Source organism: Methylobacterium sp. A52T (genome assembly GCF_053346095.1).
In genome coordinates this window covers 1-4,751 of record NZ_JBKFBI010000236.1, presented here as the reverse complement: position 1 = coordinate 4,751, position 4,751 = coordinate 1, and the positions used below count along the sequence as shown (strand labels likewise).

Sequence of the window (4,751 nt, the reverse complement as noted above, 5' to 3'; positions counted from 1 at the left end):
CGGGTGCGCAGCGCCAGCCCGCGCGCCGCCGCGGCGGCGCGGAACGCCGCGACACCGCCGAGTGCGGCCAGCCCCGCGGCCCCGACGAGGAGCCGGCGCCGGGCCGGCGCGAAACAAGGCGGCGCGCTCATCCGACGGTCACCGGCCGGGGCGCGGCGCGGCGGCCCCGCTTGCGCGCCACGACCTGCGGCACGCACTGCCCGGGATCGTGGATGATCGTCACGCACTCCATGCACTGGAAGCACTCGGCGTAGTCGACCCGGCCGGAGGGCGCGATGGCGCCGTAGCGGCAGCGGACCTTGCAGAGCTGGCAGGGCGAGCCGCACTCCGCCCGGCGCGGGATCCAGTCGAGGACGCGGACCCGCCCGAGGAGGGCGAGGGCGGCGCCGAGGGGGCACAGGTAGCGGCAGAAGCCCTTGTAGACGATCAGGTTGAGGACCAGCAGCCCGGCCGCGTAGGCGACGAACGGCCAAGCCCGGACGAAGTACAGGGTGACGGCGGTCTTGAACGGCTCGACCTCTGAGAACGTGTCGGCGAGGGGCGACCCCGCGGCGGCGGCGCCGAGGATGCCGGCCAGCACGACGTATTTCATCGACCGCAGCGCCCGGTCGAGGCCGGGCGGCACCGCGACCGGGCGGATGCGCAGCGGCCGGGCGAGCAGCGCGACGAGTTCCTGCAGCGCGCCGAAGGGGCAGAGCCAGCCGCAGAACGTGCCGCGCCCCCAGGCGACCAGGGCGGCCAGCGCGAAGGCCCAGAGCACCAGCGAGGGCGGGTCGTAGAGCAGGAAGGCGAGGTCGTGGGTCGCGGTGGCGGCCCGCACGAGGCCGACGAGGGTCACGATCGAGAGTTGCGCCTGCGCGTACCAGCCGACGAAACCGATCGTCAGCGCCAGGAAGCCGAGGCGGAAGAGGGTGAAGCGGCGCTGGTCCGCCACCAGCCCGCGCTGGCGGCTCAGGACCGGCACCAGCACCGCGAGCATCAGCCCGATCAGGGCGAGTTCGGGCGCCCGGGCCCGCCAGGGGTCGGTCCAGCTCGGCCCGTCATCCGGCCGGACCCGCGTGAACAGGTCGGCGGGCAGGGTGGTCTCGACCGTGAAGGTCCGGGCGATCTTCTCCGACAGGATCTGCCCGCGCTCGCGAACGATCGTCTCGGTCAGCACCCAGGGCGCGGACGGGTCGAAGCCGGCGGCCTGGTCGATCCGCAAAATCGTCCAGGGGCCGGGCGGCAGCCCCTCGCCGAGGCCGGCGTCGCGGCGCTCCACCGCCATGTCGCGCGCGTTCACGATCAGGCCGGCCTGGCCGATCGCCAGCCGGTCGGGTACGGCGCCCAGAACGAACCGGTCGCCGACCGGGTTCTCGGGCGCGTCCTCCGGCCCGGCGCTGACGACCATCACGGCGTGGTTTCCGGGACCGAGCTCGCGCATGAGCGCGTCGTAGCGCGACGGCCCCAGCAGGTTGCGGCCGATCGAGGGCGGGTCCAGGGCGGCGACGTAGAGGTTGGTCAGCACGGCGTCGGCCGGACCCTCGGACGGATCGGCCACGCCGGTGCCCCGGAAGGCCGCGGCGGCGTCCGCGTTCGTGACCGTCAACCGCCGGACCCAGCCCCGGGCGAGAAGCTCGGCCAGGGTCAGGGGCTCGTAGAGGTCGGGCTTCGCCTCGACCTTCAGGCCGCTATTGGCCGCCCCGAAGCCGAGCTTCGCGCGGGCGACCGCCAGCGCCGAGGCCAGGATCGACTGGTTGATCACCCGGGTCGAGGCGGTGGCCATGGAGATGCCGTCGACGGTGGTCTGGGGCGCGGCGCCGGCGGCCCGCGCGTTCGGCCGCCCGACCCGGATCGCCTGCCGGGCCGAGAGGCCGGCATACTGCTCGACGAAGGCGAGGAGCGGCTCCGGGCCGAGCCCCTCGAGGAAGACCGGCTCGTGGTGCGAGAGCACCGTCACGTCCCGGAAAGTGCCGTCCGGGGCGAGCGCGATCAGCAGGTCGGGGGGCGTGCCCCCGAAGCCCGGGATCGGCGCGAGATCGACGGATTCGAACGCGTAGGCGAAGACCTCGTAGGACCCGGCCTGCTGCTTCAGGATCGGCCAGACCGGGAGCCTGTCGTCCTTCTCGCCGACCACCAGCGGGGGCGGGAAGTGGCGTTCGACGCCCGCGCGATCGAGCTGGCCGGCCCGGGCCGGAAGGGTCGGCAGGAGCAGGGCGAGAAGGAGCAGCGCGGCTCGAAGGATCAGGCCCGCGCCCCGGCCCAGGGCGGTGCGCAGCGCGGACGGCTTGGGAGACGCTGCGCTCCGCAGCGGCCGAGTCATCTGGCTGCCTCCGCCCCAGGCCGCGTCGGTCGCAGGCCCGGGTCCCGCACCGACGCCGACGGCCGTGCGCGACGGGCCCCCTCTCCCGTGCGGGAGAGGGTCGGGGTGAGGGACGAGGAGTTTCAGGATGGAGCAGGGTCTCGACCCGCGGTCGCCTCGCGCCTCGTCCGGCCGGCCCTGATCCCTCACCCTGTCCCTCTCCCGCACGGGAGAGGGGGCCCGCGCTCCGGACTGCGGACGAGTCACGGCACCGCACCGGCGGCGCGCCCGTCCGTCGCCTGCGCCGAAGGCATCGGCCGCGCCGCCGCGCCCCAGGGGAAGCGGCCGACCTTCACGGTCTTGATCGGCCGGAACGTCGCGGCGTCGATCACCGTCACGTCACCGGAGACGCCGTTGGTGGTGAAGAGCCGTGTGCCCGCCGCGTTGAGCGCGAGCTGCCAGACCCGGCGGCCGACCAGGATGTAGCTCTCCACCCGGTAGGTCGCGGCATCCACCACGGCGACCCGGTCGGACGGCCCCAGCGCCACGAAGGCGTGGCGCCCGTCCTTCGCCATCTGGATGCCCACCGGCTGGATCCGGTCGGCCGCGATGCCCTTCACGGCGAACTCGATCGTCGCGATCACCGCGCGGGTGGCGACGTCGATCACCGACACGGTGCCGCCGATCTCCGAGGACGCCCAGAGTCGGGACCCGTCGGCCGTGAAGGCGGCGAAGCGCGGCCGCTGCCCGACCGGCGTCGCATCCACGGCCGCGAGGGTCCGCGTATCGATCCAGTGGACCATGTTGGTCGTCTCGGAGGTCGTGACGGCCGTGCGCCCGTCCGGGCTGACCGCGACGCCCTCCGGCTCGATGCCGACGTCGATCTGCGCCAGCACCCGGCGGGTCTGCGCGTCCACCACCGTGGTGGTGGCGTTCTCCTCGTTGGCGATGAACAGGGTGCGCCCGTCGGGCGCCAGGGCGAACTGCTCCGGGTCCTCGCCCGACGGCAGGTCGTGCCGGACCTGCCCGGTCTCCGGGTCGATCACCTGCACGGCGTCGGAATCGCTCGCGCAGACGTAGAGCGACCGCCCGTCGCGCGAGAAGGTCAGCCCGCGGGGCCGACGGCCGACCGGGAAGGTGCGCAGCACCTCCAGGCTGTCGCCGTCGATCACCGAGACGGTGTTGTCGCGCTCGTTCGAGACGAAGATCTCCTCGGCCCGCGCGGGGCCCGCGAGGCAGAGGAGCAGCGCGAGGGCGGCGAGCCGGGTCATTCTGCGGTCCCCGAGAAGGCGCGGCAGGCACTCTCGGGCGCGTCGAGGCCGAGCGTGTCGAGTTCCGTGCGGTGGTGGAGGAAGCCCTCGATCGGCGCCGTCGCGGTGACGGCCCCGGGCCAGAGCAGGAAGACCGGCTGGCGCAGCTGCCCGTCCCAGGCGCGGAAGCTCAGAGGGCGGCCCTTGAAGCCGCCGATCTCGAAACCGGGCGCCGTCAGGGCGGCGCGGACCGCCGCGGGGTCGGTGCTGCGCGCCTTCACGGCCGCCTCGCCGACGGCGTGCACCGCCATCCAGCCGGCCCAGTCGACGGGCCGCATGGCCCGGCCGGCGAGCTTGCGGAACCGGCCCTGGAGCTGCACGGCGGCCCAGGCCTCGACGGGCCGCCCCCAGGCGGCCGGCGCGAGGCCCTGCGTGCCGACGAGGGGCCGGGGCGAGGCGGTGTTGTAGTTGAGGCTCGCGCCGAACGCGCCGGCCTCGTCGGCCACCGCGACCACGTCGTGCTCGGGCCCGCGGGTCGGCAGGGCGAACTCGCGCAGGGCCGTGTCGCGGACGTCGCCGCCCTGCGGGTCGTAGCGCGACTCGGCGACGATCCGCGCGCCGAACTTCCTCGCGCTGCGCCGCAGCGCCTCGGCGAAGAGCGCGTCCCCCGGTTCCGGACCGGTGACCAGCAGGATCCGGGACCAGCGCTTGAACGCCAGGAACTGCACCAGCGCGTCGGCCAGCATGGCGCGGGACGGCAGGACGTGGAGCAGGTTCCGCCGGCACTCGGCGTCGCGCAGGCGCGTGTCCGGGGCGCCGATGTTGAGGAGCACGCTGCCCTTCGCCTCCGGCAGGTCGGCCAGCGCGAGGACGTCGGCGGCCGGGGCGTTGAGCACCACGAAGCGCCGGTCGGCGAGGTCCCGGAAGGCCTGGCGGATGTCGGCGCCCGGCTCGACGACCGTCGTGCCGAGGTCGAAGCCGAGGCCGAGGAAGCGGCCGGTGGCGTTGGAATCGCGCAGGCCGAGTTCCGCGCCCTTGGCGCCCTCGTCGTCGGGGATCGGGTCCTCGTTGTTCAGCGGCGCCGGCCGCTCGACCCGCCGCTCCAGGTAGCGGATCGTCAGGGGCGGGCCCGCCGGCGCGGGCGCGGCCCGCCCCTGCGCGACCGGCGCCAGGACCGCCACGACCGCCACGGCCGCCAGCACGACGGCGCGCCGCGGGCC

Annotated in this window: 3 protein-coding genes; all 3 read right to left on the bottom strand. The window is 75.0% G+C overall.

Translation table 11 applies throughout. The features are described 5' to 3' along the window. Positions 1–127 precede the first annotated feature (127 nt). Positions 128–2,302: a 4Fe-4S binding protein gene (locus ACLBYE_RS29605; RefSeq protein ID WP_447696894.1), complete on the bottom strand. Its 2,175-nt coding sequence runs from the start codon at positions 2,300–2,302 to the stop codon at positions 128–130. 242 nt (positions 2,303–2,544) lie between these two features. Beyond that, positions 2,545–3,552 carry a YVTN family beta-propeller repeat protein gene (locus ACLBYE_RS29600; protein ID WP_447696893.1) on the bottom strand — a complete coding sequence of 336 codons (1,008 nt, stop codon included), beginning with the start codon at positions 3,550–3,552 and terminating at the stop codon, positions 2,545–2,547. After that, positions 3,549–4,751: ABC transporter substrate-binding protein (locus tag ACLBYE_RS29595; protein ID WP_447696892.1), on the bottom strand; the 1,203-nt coding region annotated here is incomplete at its 5' end. The genes ACLBYE_RS29600 and ACLBYE_RS29595, both read right to left, overlap by 4 nt.

What these genes read in the sequence shown, in the direction of transcription:
- ACLBYE_RS29605 (WP_447696894.1), bottom strand. Translation starts at nt 2,302, where the DNA reads ATGACTCGGCCGCTGCGGAGCGCAGCGTCTCCCAAGCCGTCCGCGCTG.
- ACLBYE_RS29600 (WP_447696893.1), bottom strand. Translation starts at nt 3,552, where the DNA reads ATGACCCGGCTCGCCGCCCTCGCGCTGCTCCTCTGCCTCGCGGGCCCC.